Consider the following 19,350-nt stretch of genomic DNA (forward strand, 5'->3'; position numbering starts at 1 on the left):
TATGAACACTAATAAACCCACTGTACCAAATACTACGGTTACCAGAAATGTTAATGACCTGGATCAGAAAACACATAATATTTATGAGTCTTTAGTTATTATTTCTAAAAGGGCTAATCAAATTTCTAACAACATGAAAGAAGAGCTTCACGGCAAATTAGCTGAGTTTGCTTCTTCTAACGATAACCTGGAAGAGATTTTTGAAAACAGAGAGCAGATCGAAATCAGCAAGTACTATGAGCGTTTACCTAAGCCTAGCTTAATCGCTATTGATGAGTTCTTGAACGATAAGATCTATTACAGAAATCCTGCTAAAGAGCAACAATAACATTACGCATAGGGGTTATTTGCATCAATGCATTCATTAAAACCATGCTAAATAATAAAAAAATAATTCTTGGCGTTTGCGGCAGCATTGCAGCTTATAAATCGGCTATACTGGTAAGACTACTAGTAAAGGCTGGCGCAAACGTCAAAGTAATTCTTACGGCAGATGCGGGAAATTTCATCACTCCCCTTACCCTGGCCACCCTCAGTAAGAATCCTGTTTACACACAATATTTCGAAGAAGAAACCGGTGTTTGGAGCAACCATATTGAATTAGGCCTTTGGGCAGATTTTATGGTTATCGCCCCTGCTAGCGCCAATACTTTAGCCAAAATGGCTGGAGGGCTTTGCGACAATCTGCTAACAGCCGTCTACCTATCAGCGAAATGCCCTGTATTTGTTGCCCCGGCAATGGATCTGGATATGTGGAAACACGAAAGCACACAAAGCAATATTGATAGGCTACTATCCTATGGAAACCAGGTAATTAAACCGGGTATTGGTGAGCTGGCAAGTGGTTTATATGGGGAAGGCAGAATGGCCGAACCAGAGGAAATTGTTACTTTTCTGGCAGATGTGGTAAGCGCTTCGCTCCCTCTGTTGGGAAAGAAAGTAATGGTTACTGCCGGTCCAACGTATGAAGCTATTGATCCTGTCCGTTTTATTGGAAATCACTCTTCCGGTAAAATGGGTTTTGCTATTGCAGATAGGTTTGCCAGTTTGGGCGCTGATGTAACACTGATTACCGGCCCTACTGCCGAAAAAAGTATTTACCCATTGAAACGCATTGATGTAATCAGCGCTGCTGATATGCTACACGCTTGTAAAGCTGAGTTTAGCGCTGTTGAGATCACAGTAATGAGTGCCGCTGTTGCAGATTACACACCTGTACAGAAGGCTGATCAGAAGATCAAAAAAACAAGTACTGAATTTAGTCTGGAGTTAAAAAAGACTGAAGATATTCTGGCTATACTTGGACAGTTAAAAAAGGGCGGACAAATATTGGTTGGCTTTGCCTTGGAAACTGAAAATGAAGAAGAATATGCAAAAGGAAAGTTGGCTAAGAAAAACCTGGACCTTATTGTACTCAATTCGCTGAATGATAAAGGTGCTGGCTTTAAAATGGACACCAATAAAATAACTATATTTAATAAGGCTGCTGAAAAAACCGTTTTTGAAATGAAATCGAAGACAGAAGTCGCAATCGACATCTGTAACGAAATATTAAAACTGGCCAAAGCATGAAAAAACGCTACTCCTTTATTTTCTTAATCCTTTTTTTCTGCAACACATACAGCTTTGCACAGGAGTTAAATGCCAGGGTACAGATACTGGCCCCTACTGTTCCGAACATCAATAAAAGAAATTTAGAAATCCTTCAAAATATCATCAGGGAGTTTTTAAACAACAATAAATGGACTAATGAAACTTATACGCCTATTGAGCGCATTGAGTGTAATTTTGTAATCACAATAACGGCCTGGGACGGGGGTTCTGGGTATAAAGCAGAGGCACAGATTCAATCGAGCAGACCAGTTTACAATACTGCATACAACAGCACTTTGCTCAACATCAGTGACAAAGATTACGATTTCAATTTCAATGAAGGACAATCTTTAGATTTCTCTGATCAGAACTTTATTTCCAATTTAAGCTCCCTACTTAGTTTTTATGCTTATACCATTATTGGTCTTGATAAAGACAGCTTTAATAGATTGGGAGGCACCTATTTTTACAATAAAGCTCAGAATATTTTAAATGTCGCTCAGGTATCTGGAAACAAAGGCTGGAAAGCTTTTGACGGTTTAAAAAATAGGTATTGGTTAAATGAGAACCTGCAGAACAAAGGTTTTGAGGAACTGAGACAGTTTATATACGATTACCATCTGAATGGCCTGGACCTAATGCAGGAAGATCCCATTACTGGAGCTAAAAGAATCATTACTCTATTGGTCGGCCTAAAAAAAATGGATAAGCAAAAGCTAGGTTCTATATTCCCTAACATGTATTTGGCTACCAAAGCTGATGAACTGGTAAATATCCTTTCGGCTACCAATCCGCAGGATAAAATCCAAGCATACAATCTGCTTTCTGAAATTGATCCTGCCAACATCAACAAATACGAAGCCTTAAAAACCACTCGCTAAGTCCTTAATTACAACATATTAAAAAAATATGTTAAATTATTTTTAATCTACGAACAGATTCGTATATTTGATTACGAAACAATTCGTAGATAAAGATTATGGCAGCGATAAACAACCTTAAACCTACAGAAAGCGAACTCGAAATCTTACAAATTCTGTGGGAAAAGGGTAACTGCACGGTTAGGGATGTACACGAGATTTTAGAGAAGAATAAGGATGCCGGCTATACGACTACACTTAAACTGATGCAGATTATGCTGGAGAAAGGGTTAGTTGCTCGAGATGCTTCTTCTAAAACTCATATCTACCGGGCCTTAGTGAACCAGGAAAAAACCCAGCAGCACCTGGTTGATAAAATGATAGACAATGTTTTTAATGGTTCGGCAGCGCGCATGGTGATGCAAGCGCTGGGTAACCATACCGCAAGCAAGGAGGAGATTGATTCAATAAAAAAGTATTTAGATGGACTAAGTAATCAATAAAAAAATGGAAGCAATTGTAAACAACCTGATCAAAGCGACAGGATGGAGTATTTTTCACTCCTTATGGCAAGCGGCAATTATTTACGGACTATTGTTGCTGCTGGTTGCGATTTTACCTCGCGTAACCGCAAAATTAAAACACAACCTCGCCTATGGGGCCATGTGTATAATGTTTACAAGCTTTGTCATCACATTTTTCTACTCCTTTAAATGGCCCAGTACTGCAAAATCAACTCCAGTAGCGGATATTGGTCATCAGCTCATCAACAATCCGTATTTATCAGGTTTCTCTGAAACTATTGGTAACCGTACTGAGCAATTTTTTCCTTTCCTGGTAGGCGCTTATACAATTGGTTTGCTTTTGCAGCTGATCATCCTTTCTGTTGGTTACAGAAAAGTGCGATTACTAAAGCAATCTGGCAAGGAAGTAGTGCCTCTAGCTTGGCAAAACGCTTTTGAAGAATTAGTTTTGAAGCTAAACCTACGTCGCCAAATTGGTTTCTATTTGTCCGAACATGTAAATATGCCTCTGGTAGTCGGTTATTTTAAACCCGTTGTTCTTTTCCCAATCGCCCTTGTCGCTCAACTCGACATTAAGCAAGTTGAAGCCATCCTCATCCATGAACTTTCGCACATTAGAAGAAATGATTACCTCTTAAACCTGATAAAAACAGCCATAGAAACGATTCTATTCTTTAACCCTTTTATATGGTTAAGTGGCAAATTCATCAATATAGAACGCGAACATGCTTGTGACGACCGCGTCCTTCAACTAACTGGAACTCCATTAACCTATGCGCATGCGCTTTTAAAGCTGGAGATCCTTAAAGATAAATCTACCCCTACCCTTTCCATGGCGGCATCGGGTAAACAACAACACTTATATCAACGCATAAAAAGAATTACTGATATGAAAACAAATTACAGGAATGCAAAGCAACAGCTTTTTGCAACTATGCTGGCCGTAGTTACGATACTTTCATTGGCATGGATCAGTCCGGCAAAAACAGCAGCACCCAAACTTAAACCTAAGTCTGTCGAATTGGTTGTTACAAATCGGACAGATCACAATTTAAGCACTACAACTACAGCACCTAGGGCTAAATCGGGTCTACTGAAAATAAACATCGACACACCAAAGAAAAAGCTTAAGGTTAAAACCATATGTATTAAAGGAAATGGTATTGACCACAAATGTAAGGATACCCTTGCCCTTGTTAATAATTTTCAATTTAACATAGACTCGACGATTAACCAAAGCCTTGCATTCTTAAAATCTCCAAAATGGCAAGCAGATGTTAAAAAAATGGCCGAGGGCTTCAGTAAAAATTTCGAGGCTAAAGCAATGGAGCTACAAGCTAAAGACCTGGAAAAACAGGCAATGAAGATTGAAAAGTATTTTAATTCTGCAAAATGGAAACAACAACAAGTGCAAATTGAAAAGCAAGCCAAAGAGATCGAGCAACGATTCAACTCGCCAGAATTTAAAAAAAGCATAGAGAAAGAAGTTGAAAAAGCAAAAGCGCTTCAAAATTCTGCTGAGTATAAAGAATTAAAAAAGAAATTTGATGCTGATGTTGAAGCCATCAAAAAGAAAAACCAATCCCCAACAGATAGCACAACTCATTAAGAACAACATACACAATGCAATCGAAAGGCAGGAGATAATCTTCTGCCTTTTTTTGTGGAGTTCATCGCTAAGTTTTCATAATTTAGCAACATCATATATGCTACAAAAACTTTCCATCCGTAACTACGCTTTGATAGACAGTGTTGATCTGGAACTCGACAAAGGTTTAAACATCATCACTGGTGAAACTGGCGCTGGTAAATCAATCATGCTTGGTGCGTTATCTCTTATACTTGGACAACGTGCTGAAACAAAGTATTTTTTTAACCAGGATAAGAAATGTATTATAGAAGGCTGGTTCTTACTGGCCGATACCCAGCTACAATCCTTATTTGAAGAAAACGACGTCGACTTTTACAAGGAAAACACGTTGAGAAGGGAAATTTCTACTGATGGGAAATCGAGGGCTTTCATCAATGATACCCCAGTAACGCTTACAGTGATGAAACAGATTGGTGAGCGACTGATCGACATTCACTCACAACATGCTACGCAAGAAGTTAGTGACCCTTCATTTCAATTGTTAGTGGTGGATACACTTGCAGGTCATCAGCCATTGCTAACCGAGTACCGCAGCAAATTTAAACTGTACAAACAGCAGCAGCAGCATTTGGCAGAACTGCAAACAAAAGCCAATGAAGCGCGGAACAAGCAAGATTATGAGCAGTTTCTGTTTAATGAACTGGAAAGCGCGAGCTTACAAAGTGATGAACAGGAAAAAATGGAGACGGAATTACAAATGCTGAACAATGCGGAGAGCATTAAAAGGAGTTTACTTACCGGTTACAATTTATTAAGTGAAGAAGAAAATGCGGTCCTACCTATTATAAAGGAAGTGATAGGTCAGCTGCAAAGTATAGAAAAGTTTAATCCTGCATATGAAGCTTTAAATGAGCGACTACGTTCGGTTTTAATTGAGGTAAAAGACATTGCTACCGAAACAGCTGGACTAGAAGAACATATCGTTTTCAACCCTTCCAGAATTGATGAGATCAATGCCCGCCTAGATCTTATATATGGATTACAGCAAAAACATAGGGTAAACAATATTGAAGAATTACTCAGCATTCAGAATCAATTATCTGATAACCTAGCCAATCTTTTGAGCGGCGATGAGGAAATTGAAAAACTAGTCAAAGCATTAGAACTGCTACAGGCTGATCTGGAAATCATGGCTGGAAAGCTATCTACAAACAGAAGTAAGGCGATCGTTAATACCGAAACTAGTGTTGGCAAGATCTTGCATCAAGTGGGTATGCCTAATGCAAAAATAAAGATTGACCAATTGCAGGCTACAGCGCTTAATAAAGACGGAAAAGACCTCATCAGCTTACTCTTCTCTGCCAATAGCGGTCAACCCCCTGCCCCAGTGGGTAAAGTAGCCTCAGGCGGCGAGCTTTCGCGTTTAATGCTAGCCATTAAATCCATCATGGCAAAACACACCTCTTTGCCTACTTTAATATTTGATGAAATTGATACCGGAATCTCCGGAGAAACCGCTTTACGCGTTGGTGATGTAATTGGTGAGCTGGAAAAGAACATGCAGGTAATTTGTATTACACATTTGCCACAAATTGCAGCCAAAGGTGATGCACATTATTTTGTTTATAAAAATGAGCAAAGCGAGCGTACCACAACAGGCATCCGCAAGCTGAGTAATGGGGATCGGGTAAGCGCCATTGCGGAGATGCTGAGTGGCAAAACACCGGGTGCTTCGGCTATGGAGAATGCTAAAGACCTACTGGGTTATAAAAACTAAATGCCATATTCTGCAAAGAAAAAAATCATTAACTTCGGCCTGTTTTAAAACAGACATACTATGTATAACTTATTAAAAGGTAAACGCGGCATCATCACAGGCGCATTAGATCAAAATTCCATTGCCTGGAAAGTTGCAGAAAAAGCACATGAAGAAGGCGCAACATTTGTTTTAACAAATGCCCCTATCGCTATGCGCATGGGAGAGATTAATGCTTTGGCTGAAAAGACAGGATCACAAATTATTCCTGCTGATGCAACCAATGTAGATGAGCTAACCAACTTGTTTACCCAATCACAAGAAATATTAGGCGGTAAAATAGATTTTGTATTGCACTCTATCGGTATGAGTGTAAACATTCGTAAAAAGATACCTTATACGGAATCAAACTACGATTACTTTATGAAAGGTATCGATGTTTCGGCCATGTCCTTTCACAAAATGCTTGCTGTTGCTAAAAAACTAGATGCCATTAGTGAAGGTGGTAGTGTGGTAGCGCTTACTTATATGGCTGCTCAACGCACTTATCCATTCTATACAGATATGGCTGATATTAAAGCGATGTTGGAATCCATTGCACGTAGCTTTGGTTACCACTATGGTTTAGAGAAAAAAGTACGTATCAATACCGTTTCTCAATCACCAACAAAAACTACTGCCGGTACTGGTATTAAAGGTTTTGGGGATTTCTATGATTATGCGAATGCCATTGCTCCACTAGGGAATGCTGATGCTGAATCATGTGCAGATTACTGTGTAACTTTATTCTCTGATTTAACCCGCATGGTAACTATGCAGAACCTTTTCCATGATGGCGGCTACTCTTCAACTGGAGTGAGTGATGTCGTGATGCAGAAAATGGGTATCGAAGAACAATAATTATAAACAAATAAAAGGGCCAGGATGTAAATTCTGGCCCTTTCTTGTATATTCGTATTCATGACAAAATCCCTGTTCATATTCTTCCTTACCTTATTTACAGGGCTTCATAGTTACTCCCAAACCTCGTTTTCGATAACAGGGACAGTTAGGGATCAAAAAGAAAGTCTACCAGGTGCTGGTGTGTATTTGAGTGGCTACAAGGTATCCACTGTGGCCGATAGTGAAGGTAAATTTAAAATCAGCAACCTCAAGCCAGGAAATTATGATCTTTTGGTACAAATGGTGGGTTATCTCCCCTATTCAAAAAGCGTTATCATATCCGACAAATCGGTTCAGGTTGAATTGGTTTTAAAGGAAAGCACCACTACTTTAAATGAGGTGGTGATACATGCTGATCCAAATAGAGCTAAATACCTTAAGCAATTTAAGGAGTACTTTATCGGCACAAGCCCAAATGCCGCGCAGTGCAAAATATTAAATCCTCAGGTATTAGACATCGATTATGATGTGACCAAAAGTCTACTCAGCATCAAATCATCTGATTTTTTAATTGTAGAGAATAAAGCATTGGGCTATCGTTTAAAATATATGCTTGATTATTTTGAGTATAATTCAAGAACGAGGATCATTTATTTCTCAGGACATCCATTTTTTGAAGAACTAAAAGCTTCTGGCTCAAGGATAAAAAAGTATATCGATAAGCGCGAAACAGCCTACTACGGATCCTCACAACACTTTTTCAGATCTCTTTATCAAGGAAAAGGTAAAGAAGAAGGATTTATCATCAACAAGATGATCAAAATACCTAATCCTTACCGCTATCCCGATAGTATCATTTATAAAAATCTCGTTAAACTAAAAACTCCAGGTAAATCATCCCTGATCAGCAAAAGCACAGCACCCAGAGATACAGCTAGGATTGCCTTTTGGTTAAAACAACAGGACATGCCTAAGTTTATTGACTGCCTGGATCGTAAAGAGATTTCAGCAGACAACTTGATTTACACTTACAACAAGAACCTAAAATTATTAGATGGTACAGGGGCATTAGCGATAAGCTATACTCGGGAAAAGGAATCACTAGGTTATTCTAAAACTAGCTTCTGGATCTTCCGCCCCCTTGATGTGCCTGATTATGAAATATCTGTCGCCAATTTAACGCAGGGCCCAGTACGTTTTTACGAAAACGGCAGTATCTACGACTCCAGAGCTATGCTATATGAAGGCTTTTGGGCATATGAGAAAGTGGCCGATATGGTTCCGATAGATTATGTTCCTCAGACAAAAAGGTAAACACACAATTACACTTGATCTAATTTTAACATTGAGTTAAAATACAGCATCTACATTTGAAGCATAGATTTATGCTCAATTACTGTGGATCAGTTAGACAAAAGCCTGCTAAAAGAATTAATTATCTTATTAAAGAAAAGTGACACCACTGCTTTTAACAAGGTGTATGCACTTTACAGGGCCAAAATTCACCGTTTTGCATGGCGTTTTGTAAGATGCGATGAATCAGCTGCAGAGCTTACTCAATTGGTTTTTGTTCATTTATGGAAGTACAAAGACAGCATCAACGAGGAGAAGGATTTTAACGCGTATCTGCTCACCATTACCAAAAACCTGGTCTACAAAGAATTTCAACGAAAAGCTAAGCTCGCTGCCTACCAGCTCTCACACGATAAAGCAGAACCGGATTATGATCCGATAGGTAGTGTAATGAATTTTAAGGACTACACCAATCTAGCAGCAAAAGCAATTGACGACTTACCGCCGCAAACTAAAAAAGTATTTAAGTTAAGTCGCGATGAAGGCGCTTCTTACGAATCTATAGCAGAGCAACTCAATATTTCTAAAAACACGGTTCACAGTCATATAGCCAAGTCTTTAAGCCACATCAGGGCTTATTTTAAGATCCACACCCCAGAAACTGTACTGGCAATTTTCATCTCCTTAAATTTATTTTAAAAATAAATCGTCTTCGACTAGACACTTGGTCATTTCGCGAGATATATACTTATATACAGGAGGCATCAGCCCCACATAAGTAATGAAACCGAATACCGAAGAAGAGATAAAAGAAATATTTAAGCTATACCTGAATCAGCAGAGCACGCCGAAACAAGAAGCTGCGCTTTTTGATTATATCAATAAGCATGAAAACACGCAGAGCCTGTTTGATGAACAGATCAACAATGCTTGGAAGGAAGATATTGCTGAGCCCGCTACCGAAAGAATTACAATAACCAAAAACCCTACCCTTCCAATCTGGATAAAATATGCGGCATGTTTATTCCTGGTTTGCACATTTGCCTTGTCATGGTATGTGATTCAACAACGTCCGGAATACAACAATTCATCTATCGTAGAGATCACTAAAACTACCAGACGTGGTGAAAAGTTGAAATTATTACTTCCCGACAGCTCTGTGGTATACCTAAATGCCATGAGTAAGCTCAGCTTCCCAAAGCGTTTTGAGCCTGGTAAAAAAAGGGAAATAAAATTAGAGGGTGAGGCTTTTTTTGAAGTTAAACATGATGCTAGCCGTCCCTTTATTGTCCACAGTGGAGCCTTACAGACCCGCGTTCTAGGCACTTCATTCAATATTAATGCTTACGCGGACAACAAAACATACAGTGTTTCTGTGCGAACAGGTAAAGTTGGTGTATCCGAAGCAAAAAAAGATGGGCAAAAACAATTCTCGCTACTGCTCCCCGGAAAGCATTTGGTATACAATTTAGCCAGCAAGAAGTATACGATTATGGAACAGAGGGCTACGGATTTTAACAGCTGGACGACAAACCGTTTCATTTTCAAAAATGAAACATTGAGTAACATATTAATCAGTTTAAAACGAAGCTACCTTGTTGACTTTAAAATCAACAGTACTAAGCTATTGAGCTGTCGTTTTAATGCCACCTTCACTAATCAGAACATCAAAGAAATTGCCGATCAGTTACAAACTATGAGTAGCGGCGGTATACATTACAAATTTAACCAGAATAACACCATAATTACCTTTTGGGGGGAGGCCTGTCAATGATCAAATAAAGACCATTTAGAAAAGAATGGCTATCCATTCATCATCATTTAAACAACAAGAATAAAAAAATAAAGCCCCCCTGCTGTAACAGGGCGGCTCTTATAAAACGTTTCGTAACTCGTGAAAATTAAAAAACCTTTTGAAACTATGAAGTTAATGCTATACTTTTTAATAAAAGAATACTTTAATAAAATTAACATACAATGCGCCATTATAGCGCTACTCCTCGCATCTTTTTGCTCTTATAACGCATCTGCAAATCCAACCAGACAAAACATTGATGAGATTCGCATTAGCTTAAAACTAACAAATACCGACCTAACCAGAGGGATCGGCATTTTAGAAGAAAAGGCTGGCTGTGCCATCAACTATAACCCGGCGATATTTAAATCCGGACTACAGATTAGTATCGACACTAAAGAGATGCCCCTAGGTATTGTATTGAAAAAGATGCTGGAAGGAACTGGTGTGGCTTATAAAATCAATGATCCTAAAACCATCTTGTTATATAAAGTGCCGGAACCGGTAAAACCGGGTAAAATCAGTGGCCGGATAATGGATGAAAAAGGTGAAGCTTTGCCTGGTGCCGGAATTAAGATTATTGGTCTGGAACGTTCTGTGAGTAGCGGGGTTGATGGTTCCTTTAGTATAAATGCCGATCCAGGAACTTACACGGTAGAAATCAGCTATGTTAGCTACCAAACCAAACGAATTACCGGTGTCATTGTAAAAAGTGGACAGAATATGTCATTAAACATCAGCATGAAGCCGTCTTCGGCAACATTAAATGGAGTTATGGTAACAGCTGATTATAAAAAGACTTCAGTAGAAGGTTTGTTGACCCGTCAGAAAAACGCTTCAGAAATGACCAACGGCATTAGTGCCGAACAAATTGGCCGCACACCGGATAAGCACATCGGTGAGAGCTTAAAACGCATCAGCGGCGTTAGTACTATGGACAACAAGTTTGTGGTGGTACGCGGTATTACAGCGCGCTACAATGCTGCCGTATTAGATGGAACTGCTTTACCTAGTACTGAAGCCCAAAGCCGCAGCTTTTCTTTTGATATGATTCCATCAAACCTGGTGGATAATATAGTGGTGAGCAAAACCATTACCCCGGACATGAACACCAGTTTTGGTGGTGGATTGATCCAGATCAATACTAAGGATATGCCAACAGAGAACTTTACGAGTTTTTCTATTGGTACATCATACAATGATCAAACGACAGGAAAGCCTTTTTATAGTCACGAACGTGGTAAGTATGACTTCCTTGGTTTTGACGATGGAAGGCGCAGTGCACCCGATAACTTGTTGATCACAGACCGTTCAGTTAGAGGCCCTGGAACCATCGGTGGATTTGAAACGATAACAGACCTGGAATTTAGGCAACGTGTTAGCGAACAAAGTAAACGTTTTAAGCACGATAATTTTACGCTTTATCAAGCTCCTGCCATGCCCAATCAAAATTACCAGTTTACAATGGGTAGGTTAATGTCATTAAAAGCAGATAAGCAATATAAACTAGGCTTTACAGGTGCTTTGAGTTACCGCAATACACAAAGCAATGTTGCTTTTGGTGATTATCATAGAGGGAAATGGGCCAACGAATACAACAACAATGGTAATACTTATGGTTTCAATACCACTTGGGGTGCCTTGTTAAACATGGGCTTACAGCTAGGTCAACATCGTTTTAGCTTCCGTAATACTTACACCCGGGTGTTTGATAATGATCTGGTACGTACAGCAGGATTTTCTAGTGATCAAACTGACGAACTGACTTCTCGCCCACCAACCATACGCGAGAATGACGACCCTACCTTTACAAGTCTGATGCAAAATAAACTAATGGGGCAGCATCAATTGGGCAAAGTAAAGCTGGAATGGGATGCTGCTAGAACAGCTATTAAACGTGAGGAAAAGGCTATAACAACTGCCGAGCAAGCACCTAAGTTGATTGATGGTAATTTCTTGTATTTGTATTATCCAGGAGTATACTCAGAGCCAAAGGCAGCGCCATTATCTAGCCAATACTCCAACAATAATGAAAGTCATTATACCTGGAATGTATCTGGAACGCTACCTTTTAATGTTTTTGGTTTACGCAATACCCTTAAAGCGGGTTTATATGGCAATCGTAAAAAAGGAGGCTTTGATTGGAAAATTGTGCCATTTACGACCAGTTCTAACCAAATGGATCCAAAACTGGCATTCATTTCTATAGCCGACATGCAAAAACCAGAAAACATGCGTGTAGATGGTTACGGATTCCAAATGTGGTTTAATGATAAATACTCAGGAAAAAGTCGCAATGATGCTGGTTATTTAATACTTGATAACCGATTAGGAGAAACATTACGCTTAGTATGGGGTGTACGTGGTGACTACTATAAATATACAGAAGGCAGTAACCCAATAATCCCTGGTAATCCAACCGTCTTTGAAGCTAAACATGATCCAGCTTTTAGATTGTTGCCATCTGCCAATTTAACGTACAGCGTTACGCCTAAAATAAATGTACGAACGTCCTGGTCTATCGCTGTGGTACGCCCGGAATTGATGGACAATACCCAGTTTTATCGCTATAGCCCCTATTTAGATGGCATGATCCACAATGTAGGTATTACAAGTACCAAGATCACCAGTTACGATGTTCGTGCGGAATGGTTCCCATCTTTAGGTGAAACATTCTCGCTAAGCGGATTTTACAAATACTTTGATAAACCGGTAGAACTTAGTCAGGCAGCCTCTTCAAATATCTATTACCAAATTTCAAATTCGGAATGGGCTAAAGTATATGGTTTGGAATTTGAAATGCGCAAAAGTCTGGACTTTATTGCCGAGAAAAAATGGCTAAGTGATTTGACTTTGTTTGGAAATGCCACCTTGCAGAAATCTCAGGTAGAAGCCCAGTTCGACCCATTGGTTAAAACTGATGGCAAGATTATTTCGAAACTAAAACGTCCTATGTCGGGCCAAACCCCATACTTAGTAAACATAGGCTTACAGTATCAGGCAACGCGTTTTGGCTTTAATGCTGTGTACAACAAAACCGGCATAAAAACTTACATCGTGGCCTCACAAGAAAGCCTGATTGACTATGAAGCACCGAGAAGTCAAACCGACGTCCAGATAAGCTACAAATGGTTAAAAAATAGAATGTTGGTTAAACTTAACGGGGGTAACTTATTTAATGAAGCTTCCTCTTTTTACAAAAACTCTCCAGATCCGGTCGAAGCTAAAAAGGAAGATTTCAAAGCCGGAACTTCAGATAAATACGAGCCCGGAGAACAAAAAACATTTACCCGACGTTTTGGTCGCACATTTAGCTTACAGCTGAACTATAATTTTTAATCCTAAAACTGCATAAAATATTAAATATGAAACAGTTATTAAAAACCAATAAAATAACGCTTACTGTTGTTATTGCCATGATTTCATTCCTACTTTTCAGTTGTAAAAAACAAGAAAAGGTATTTCCAGACCCACCTCATATCATCAAGTTAGAGATTAGAGGAAGTACGGTAAATGATACGCTCCAATTCGTAAAAAGCGGAAAAGTAATTGCTGAATCCGGAAAATCTGAAGGTGAATTTGGGATGAATCTTCTGCTTACATTAGATGAACCGGAAGCAGAAATACAAATCCGAAAAAAAGGACAAACAGACATTTTAGCCACCAGAAAGATTGTAGCAGATAAATTTGAGCAGGTCATCAGATGTTACTATAATGGTGAAAAAGCTTATGATGAAACTATACTACTTAAGTTCAAGGGCTATTCCGGTTCATCTACTCTTCAGGTACTGATGGATGGTCGAGTTATCTGCGAAGGTGGGAATTCTGTTTACTACTCACCATCTGAAGTCAATATAGGGTTTGAACCAAATCAAAAGCATCAGATACAAATCCGTAACAAGGCAACCAACGCCATACTATTGACAAAAGAGATTTCTGGGGGTGAGGCCATACAAAATTTAAGATTCTACTTTGACGGTTTTAAAGTACATGAAAGCATCAATTTTCCCAAACCATCAAATCCAGCTAACATACTCTTTACCGCTAAATTCACAAGTGCTTTAGATGTATATAATGGTCCGATTGATATTGTATTTTTCAGCGGGATTTCGACAACAAAGCTTTATGAGCATACGGCCACCAACATCCGGATTGAAATTCCTACTGACGGTAGTTTTAGCCAGGCAATAGAATTACCTCCTGCAGAAAAAGGTATAACGTATTCTTATAAACTAGTTAAAAGAGGTACATTAAATGATTTGCCATATATACTTACAAATGAACTTATGCCAATAAAACCTGAAAGTAGTTACAGAATAGTAGATTTTAGAGCAGGCTATACATTGATGGCCGATATTATGGATCGTAAAAATATCAGAACTTCCGGTATCACTAAGGGCACTAGTTTCAGCGTAATTGAAACGGATATTAAATTCTTTTTTGACAATTAATTTGTTGCTCAGTCTAAAAATCTGATGCTTTAATACAACAATGAGGCTGTCCGAAAAGGTAAAAATGTGCTATTTTTCTACGTACCTTTTTAGACAGCCTCTTTTAAATTCTAAATCACGCCTTGCTTATTGCTAATAATATTAGTAATTTTAGCTAATGAATTTAGACGAGGAAAAACCGGACAATTACGTTAAAGGGCGCGGTGCACAGTTTAATCCGCACAACCGTTTCGCCAAAAACGACTATGTAAAAGAGCATGATGAGGGAATTGACGATTGGGAGGAGGAAGATCATAAGACTACTTTTATCCTCGGAAAATCTAAATCCATCGTTAACAAAGTAGACAGCCCGGATGTAGGCATGGCCTATTCCTTAAACCCTTATCAGGGGTGTGAACACGGCTGCACCTATTGCTATGCGCGCAATGCACATGAATATTGGGGCTTCAGTGCCGGACTCGATTTTGAGCGCAAGATCATCGTAAAAACAGATGCGCCAGCTTTATTTAAAAAGTTCCTGGAACGTAAAGCCTGGGATGCCTCAGTCATTTCCCTATCCGGCAATACAGATTGTTATCAACCTGCTGAAAGGAAATTCAGAATTACCAGGCAGCTGCTCGAAATTGCACTGGAATACAGGCAACCTATCGGGATGATCACCAAAAACGCATTGATATTAAGAGACATAGATCTACTGACTGAGCTAGCTAAGCAAAACCTCTGCATGGTATACGTTTCCATTAATAGCTTAAATGAGCAATTGCGCCAGAAAATGGAGCCCCGTACCACCACCGCAAAGCAACGTTTAAAGATTGTTGAACAATTGAGTAATGCTGGGATTCCTATGGGTGTAATGGTTGCTCCGCTGGTACCGGGACTAAGTGATCACGAAATCCCTGCTATTTTAAAAACCATTGCCAATTGCGGAGCCATAGCGGCAGGTTATACAGTAGTGAGGCTAAATGGTGCCATTGGTGGAATATTTGAAGACTGGCTGCGTAAAAACTATCCTGACCGCTTTGAAAAGGTATGGCATATGATTCAATCCTGCCATGGTGGGAATGTGAATGATAGCAGGTTTGGCGACAGAATGAGGGGTGATGGTAATATTGCCAAGCTCATCAAAGACAATTTTAAATTGCATTGCCGCTTAAACCACCTTAACGAGCAAAAGATAAAACTAGATTCTAGCCTATTCAAAGTACCTAAAGTCCAACTATCATTTTTTTAAAACCCTTTGTCAAGGTATCTGCTACACTTCCATCGCTTTTGTGGTAAATGATATAGGCCTCCAGACCTCTTTTTGATGCAAAATCAAGCGCTTCGTGAACATTCATAGCCATTAATGGGCTGTCATATCCATCAGCCGTAACCGCATCTTTAGCATAAACGGTTACGCTGATTAAAGAATTATCCAAGGGGTAACCTGTTTTTGGATCAATCAGGTGTGCTATTCTCTTTCCTCCTTTTTGCAGATATTTTCTATAATTACCCGCTGTTGTAATTGCACCATTATTGATACTGATAACGTGCCTGATCACAGGTTCTCCATTTACGGATACTGCTGGCCCTTCAATACCAATCCGCATCGCAGTGCCATCCGGTTTAGGCCCCTTCATCCTCAACTCCCCACCTATCTCTACCACAAAAGACGCAATGTCTTTTTTATTTAAATAATCAGCAACCACGTCAACACTATAGCCCTGAGCTATCCCATTCAGATCAATCTTTATGCAGGCTTTGCTTTTTTTAAGGTGATTCCCTTTTAAACTGAGGTTATTCATGCCTATGCAATTTAGCAGCTGCTTCACCTCCATACTATCCGGAAACTTCGCTATAGGCTTAGGACCAAAACCCCAGGCTTGCACCAATGGAGCTACGGTTACATCAAACCTACCTTTGGTGGCTTTATAAACGACAAAAGATTTACGCATTACAGCAACAAAATGAGGATCCAGATCTAGTCCCTCAAGAGATTCATTGAACTGGTTGATCAATGAATAAGGTTTATAAAGTGACATAGAAGAATCTATAACACTTAAAATACTATCTACCGACCGCTTAGTCACCACACTATCGTGGGCAAAATATTTAACAGTATAATCTGTCCCCTGCGCGTACCCACGAATGGTAAATTCCTGCTGATCTTCTCCTTTAAAAAAGAAAGAGATCAGCAGGGGAAATAACAATAAAATATACTTAAGCAATCTAAATCACTTTTGTTTTACCTGGAGTAGGAATTGGATAAAGGCCATTTGCATCAGGCATCAGCTTTGGATTGGCATCCCAACTCAACTGATCCGGAAACAAACTGTTATCCGCTTTTAAAGCATCATCCCATTTAATCACCTGCCCAGAATAAGTAGCATACCGACCAATTATTGCCGTAAAGCAGCTCTTCGCCGCACGTTCTGCATCCTGAAATTTAAACTGTCCCTTGCTGATTGCTTCAAACAACTCATCATGTTCAGTTTGGTAAGGATTAGCATTCCCCTTTGTAGGGTGATTAAATATTTGCTTGCCTTTACTATCCCATAGTACACCATTATGACCTGCCGATAAATAAGTACGGCCTTTGGTCCCCTGGAAAGTTTCATCAACCCGGTTTGCAGTACCCTCATAATGGCGGCACTGACTATAAATCACCGCACCATCGGCATAAGTAAGCTCTACCGCATGATTATCGTAAATCTCACCATAATCTTTACCGGTTCTCCAGGCTCGACTACCTGTCCCCTGTATCGAAACTGGATAAGCATTTTTAACCCAGTTGGCAATATCTATATTATGCACGTGCTGTTCTACAATGTGATCCCCACACAACCAGTTAAAATAATACCAGTTACGCATTTGGTATTCCATTTCCGTTTGGTTGGGCTGACGTTTTTTTACCCAAACCCCACCACTATTCCAATACACCTGTCCACCAACAATATCACCTATAGCACCGTCCTCAATGCGTTTTAAGGTTTCCCTGTAATTCGCTTGGTACCTGCGCTGCAAGCCAACTAACACGTTTAATTTTTTCTGTTTCGCCAATTCAGCGGCAGCCAATACCTTACGGATTCCTGGCGCATCAACAGCTACAGGCTTCTCCATAAACACGTGTTTACCTTGTTTTACGGCCTCTTCAAAGTGCATTGGCCTAAATCCTGGAGGCGTTACCAATAAAACCACATCCGCAAGCGCAATTGCTTTAGCATAACCATCAAAACCTACGAATCTGCGGTCCTGAGGTACATCAACTTTATCTTTAAACCGTTCCGAGAGCTTCTGATAACTGCTGTTCAATCGGTCTTCAAAAGCATCAGCCATGGCTACCAACTTTAAATTCTGCTTCGTACTTAAAGCCTGAAAAGCAGCGCCTGTACCCCTATCTCCGCAGCCAATTAAAGCTATTTTAATGGTATCATCAGTTGATGAATGTCCACCTGCAAAAGCAAACTGGTTTAACATTATTCCACCTGCAACCAGGGCTGAGGCTTTTAAAAATTCGCGACGTTTATCGCGTAGTTCTTCATTGTTCATGTTCGATTGATATTTGGTTCTTTGGTTTGTGAGTTTTTGCTTTTAATAATCCGCAATCGGAGCCCTGTTGTAATAGGCATCAATATCTGCTTTTGATGGTGTTTTTACAGGTCTTACCAATCGCATACCGATAAATGGAGCTTCTGGAAACCACCAATTACTTTTAGGAATCTGAGGATCCAGTTGTTTCCAAACAGGATCAGAAGCCGTTCTAGCCGCTGAGCGTAATTCTTTAGCCTGATCATCATACGATCCCCCTCGAATTACATTTGCATACAACTTATCAGGAACAGAAACCGGGTTAATGGCTTTATCTCCTTTCACTGTAGCATAAAAATCCGCTTTATATTGATCGTAAGTCCATTCCGCTACATTGCCATACATATCATACAAACCCCATTGGTTAGGCTTCTTTTGTCCTACTGGGTGTGTTTTATCTTCGCTGTTGGCTTTATACCAGGCATATTCCTTCAATTGAGTCGCATCATCGCCAAAAGCATACTCAGTTGCATTACCTACACGACTTGCATACTCCCATTCAGCTTCCGTTGGCAAGCGATAAAATTCGCCTGTGCGGGCATACAACCATTTGCAAAATTGAATGGCATTATAATGAGTCATGGCAAGTGCTGGGTGATTCTCCTTGCCCATGCCAAAGGTCATGTCCAGATAAGGTTTTGTTGGTCGGGTAACTGCATCTACATTGGCTGGTACTGCACCAATACTGTGTGTGGTTTCGTAATCTTTATATAAAAAAGGCTCGTAAATATCCCAGGTAACTTCGACAGCGCCCATCCAAAAAGGCTCGAGCTTAACCGTATGAACAGGCTGTTCATCAGCTTTACCTTTTTTACTGCCCATCGAAAACTCACCAGCGGGAATAGCTTTCATTTCAAAGCTCAATTTTGTGCCGTTGATTTGTTGTGTGTAGGCCTCCTGCTTTTCCTGCGAAGATGCCTTAAAGGCAAATAAAATCAGGAGCAATGCCAATGATAATTTAAACTTCATTGATAATAATTTTGATACTATTGATATTTTAACCTAAGCTATTTCTATCTAAAATAGAGGCATTTATCT

16 protein-coding genes are annotated in these 19,350 nt (G+C 39.6%); 13 read left to right on the plus strand and 3 right to left on the minus strand.

The genetic code is table 11. The features are described from left to right. Position 1 precedes the first annotated feature (1 nt). The 13 genes from FBD94_RS25040 (at position 2) to FBD94_RS25100 (ending at position 15,976) form a co-directional block, all read left to right on the plus strand. Positions 2-328, plus strand: a complete 327-nt coding sequence (locus FBD94_RS25040; protein WP_131610716.1) for a DNA-directed RNA polymerase subunit omega — start codon at positions 2-4, stop codon at positions 326-328. A 44-nt stretch (positions 329-372) separates the two neighbouring features. Beyond that, on the plus strand, positions 373-1,572 hold the full coding sequence (coaBC, locus tag FBD94_RS25045; RefSeq protein ID WP_136882252.1) for a bifunctional phosphopantothenoylcysteine decarboxylase/phosphopantothenate--cysteine ligase CoaBC: 1,200 nt from the start codon (positions 373-375) through the stop codon (positions 1,570-1,572). Then, on the plus strand, positions 1,569-2,474 hold the full coding sequence (gene porD / locus FBD94_RS25050; protein ID WP_136882253.1) for a type IX secretion system protein PorD: 906 nt from the start codon (positions 1,569-1,571) through the stop codon (positions 2,472-2,474). Before coaBC ends, porD begins: the two co-directional genes overlap by 4 nt. Before the next feature lie 98 nt (positions 2,475-2,572). Then, positions 2,573-2,956, plus strand: a complete 384-nt coding sequence (locus tag FBD94_RS25055) for a BlaI/MecI/CopY family transcriptional regulator (protein WP_131610719.1) — start codon at positions 2,573-2,575, stop codon at positions 2,954-2,956. Positions 2,957-2,960: 4 nt separating this feature from the next. Then, complete coding sequence (locus FBD94_RS25060; RefSeq protein WP_136882254.1) at positions 2,961-4,586, plus strand: M56 family metallopeptidase; 1,626 nt, start codon at positions 2,961-2,963, stop codon at positions 4,584-4,586. 97 nt (positions 4,587-4,683) lie between these two features. Next, entirely contained in the window at positions 4,684-6,345 is a 1,662-nt protein-coding gene (recN, locus tag FBD94_RS25065; protein WP_136882255.1) for a DNA repair protein RecN, read from the plus strand. 60 nt (positions 6,346-6,405) lie between these two features. Further along, positions 6,406-7,224, plus strand: a complete 819-nt coding sequence (locus tag FBD94_RS25070) for an enoyl-ACP reductase FabI (protein ID WP_131610722.1) — start codon at positions 6,406-6,408, stop codon at positions 7,222-7,224. Between the two features lie 60 nt (positions 7,225-7,284). Continuing rightward, positions 7,285-8,520 (plus strand): carboxypeptidase-like regulatory domain-containing protein, encoded by a 1,236-nt coding sequence (locus tag FBD94_RS25075; RefSeq protein ID WP_136882256.1) that lies wholly within the window; start codon positions 7,285-7,287, stop codon positions 8,518-8,520. 84 nt (positions 8,521-8,604) lie between these two features. After that, the gene (locus tag FBD94_RS25080) at positions 8,605-9,198 is read left to right on the plus strand and encodes an RNA polymerase sigma-70 factor (protein WP_169472408.1); all 594 of its coding nucleotides are present in this window, start codon (positions 8,605-8,607) and stop codon (positions 9,196-9,198) included. 82 nt (positions 9,199-9,280) lie between these two features. Beyond that, positions 9,281-10,273 carry a FecR family protein gene (locus FBD94_RS25085; protein WP_136882258.1) on the plus strand — a complete coding sequence of 331 codons (993 nt, stop codon included), beginning with the start codon at positions 9,281-9,283 and terminating at the stop codon, positions 10,271-10,273. Between the two features lie 147 nt (positions 10,274-10,420). Further along, positions 10,421-13,633, plus strand: coding sequence for a TonB-dependent receptor (locus tag FBD94_RS25090; RefSeq protein ID WP_136882259.1), 3,213 nt, complete (start codon positions 10,421-10,423; stop codon positions 13,631-13,633). A gap of 26 nt (positions 13,634-13,659) precedes the next feature. After that, entirely contained in the window at positions 13,660-14,745 is a 1,086-nt protein-coding gene (locus tag FBD94_RS25095) for a hypothetical protein (protein WP_136882260.1), read from the plus strand. Between the two features lie 157 nt (positions 14,746-14,902). Continuing rightward, complete coding sequence (locus FBD94_RS25100; RefSeq protein ID WP_136882261.1) at positions 14,903-15,976, plus strand: PA0069 family radical SAM protein; 1,074 nt, start codon at positions 14,903-14,905, stop codon at positions 15,974-15,976. On the opposite strand, the gene FBD94_RS25105 is transcribed toward FBD94_RS25100, so the two are convergent. The 3 genes from FBD94_RS25105 to FBD94_RS25115 are packed head-to-tail and all read right to left on the minus strand — an operon-like array spanning position 15,951 to position 19,281. After that, the gene (locus FBD94_RS25105; RefSeq protein WP_235884651.1) at positions 15,951-16,952 is read right to left on the minus strand and encodes an FAD:protein FMN transferase; all 1,002 of its coding nucleotides are present in this window, start codon (positions 16,950-16,952) and stop codon (positions 15,951-15,953) included. The genes FBD94_RS25100 and FBD94_RS25105 overlap by 26 nt on opposite strands. 1 nt (position 16,953) lies before the next feature. Beyond that, complete coding sequence (locus FBD94_RS25110) at positions 16,954-18,273, minus strand: Gfo/Idh/MocA family protein (RefSeq protein ID WP_136882262.1); 1,320 nt, start codon at positions 18,271-18,273, stop codon at positions 16,954-16,956. A 42-nt stretch (positions 18,274-18,315) separates the two neighbouring features. Further along, on the minus strand, positions 18,316-19,281 hold the full coding sequence (locus FBD94_RS25115; protein WP_136882263.1) for a formylglycine-generating enzyme family protein: 966 nt from the start codon (positions 19,279-19,281) through the stop codon (positions 18,316-18,318). Positions 19,282-19,350 lie beyond the last annotated feature (69 nt).

This window comes from Pedobacter hiemivivus, from assembly GCF_005144565.1.
In the GTDB taxonomy this organism is placed as follows: Bacteria; Bacteroidota; Bacteroidia; order Sphingobacteriales; family Sphingobacteriaceae; genus Pedobacter; species Pedobacter hiemivivus.

Bases quoted from the DNA above. Each gene is read 5' to 3' on its own strand.
- FBD94_RS25040 (WP_131610716.1), top strand. From the start codon at position 2: ATGAACACTAATAAACCCACTGTACCAAATACTACGGTTACCAGAAAT.
- coaBC (WP_136882252.1), top strand. From the start codon at position 373: ATGCTAAATAATAAAAAAATAATTCTTGGCGTTTGCGGCAGCATTGCA.
- porD (WP_136882253.1), top strand. From the start codon at position 1,569: ATGAAAAAACGCTACTCCTTTATTTTCTTAATCCTTTTTTTCTGCAAC.
- FBD94_RS25055 (WP_131610719.1), top strand. From the start codon at position 2,573: ATGGCAGCGATAAACAACCTTAAACCTACAGAAAGCGAACTCGAAATC.
- FBD94_RS25060 (WP_136882254.1), top strand. From the start codon at position 2,961: ATGGAAGCAATTGTAAACAACCTGATCAAAGCGACAGGATGGAGTATT.
- recN (WP_136882255.1), top strand. From the start codon at position 4,684: ATGCTACAAAAACTTTCCATCCGTAACTACGCTTTGATAGACAGTGTT.
- FBD94_RS25070 (WP_131610722.1), top strand. From the start codon at position 6,406: ATGTATAACTTATTAAAAGGTAAACGCGGCATCATCACAGGCGCATTA.
- FBD94_RS25075 (WP_136882256.1), top strand. From the start codon at position 7,285: ATGACAAAATCCCTGTTCATATTCTTCCTTACCTTATTTACAGGGCTT.
- FBD94_RS25085 (WP_136882258.1), top strand. From the start codon at position 9,281: ATGAAACCGAATACCGAAGAAGAGATAAAAGAAATATTTAAGCTATAC.
- FBD94_RS25090 (WP_136882259.1), top strand. From the start codon at position 10,421: ATGAAGTTAATGCTATACTTTTTAATAAAAGAATACTTTAATAAAATT.
- FBD94_RS25095 (WP_136882260.1), top strand. From the start codon at position 13,660: ATGAAACAGTTATTAAAAACCAATAAAATAACGCTTACTGTTGTTATT.
- FBD94_RS25100 (WP_136882261.1), top strand. From the start codon at position 14,903: ATGAATTTAGACGAGGAAAAACCGGACAATTACGTTAAAGGGCGCGGT.
- FBD94_RS25110 (WP_136882262.1), bottom strand. From the start codon at position 18,273: ATGAACAATGAAGAACTACGCGATAAACGTCGCGAATTTTTAAAAGCC.
- FBD94_RS25115 (WP_136882263.1), bottom strand. From the start codon at position 19,281: ATGAAGTTTAAATTATCATTGGCATTGCTCCTGATTTTATTTGCCTTT.